We start from the raw sequence: 621 nt of genomic DNA, 5'->3' as shown, positions 1-621 counted from the left end.
TTCGGCCGATTCGAAGCGGCCGTAACTCCAGCCGCTGCCATCCTGGAAGACCACGCCGCCCGATTCCTGCAGACGACCGTCCGGATACAGCAACTGCGCGCCGACCAGGCCGGCCTGCGGCACCTGCACGAATGTGGCCAGCAACGCATCCAGCCAGCCCGGCTGCGGCACGGTGTCGTTGTTGAGCAGCACCACATAGCGGCCGCGCGAACGCGCCACGCCGTCATTGCACGCCTCGATGAAGCCGCCGTTGCGCTCGCGGACCTCGTAACGGAGCCCGTGGATCTGGCGCATCCAGTCAGCGGTCTGGTCGCTGCTGCCGTCATCCACCACCAGGATTTCGCAGGCCGCGAGCGGCGGGTGCGCGGCCAGGGCGCGCAGGCAGGCCAGGGTGTGCGCGGCCTGGTTGTAGACCGGGATGATGATGCTGACCACCGGTGCGTGGCTTTCGGGCACGCTGAACGGCGCGAAGGGCAGGGCGGCGGGCTGGTACAGCGGCGCGCGGCGCGGCGGCGGCAGTGCCTGGGTATGCACGCGGATGCGCTGCCAGGTGGCGCGCCAGCCCCGGGTACGCAGGCTGGCCAGACTGCGGTGGAACAGACCGAGCATGCGGTTCAGGAA

Annotated in this window: 1 protein-coding gene; it reads right to left on the bottom strand. The window is 70.0% G+C overall.

The annotated features are described in order from the left end of the window. A partial coding sequence (locus ACXJKJ_RS31035) for a glycosyltransferase family 2 protein (RefSeq protein WP_457395409.1) occupies positions 1-621 on the bottom strand: 621 nt, incomplete at both ends.

Source organism: Roseateles sp. P5_E1, assembly GCF_054049335.1.
Note: the sequence above shows the minus strand (reverse complement) of the source record. Positions and strands in the feature narration are given on the sequence as shown.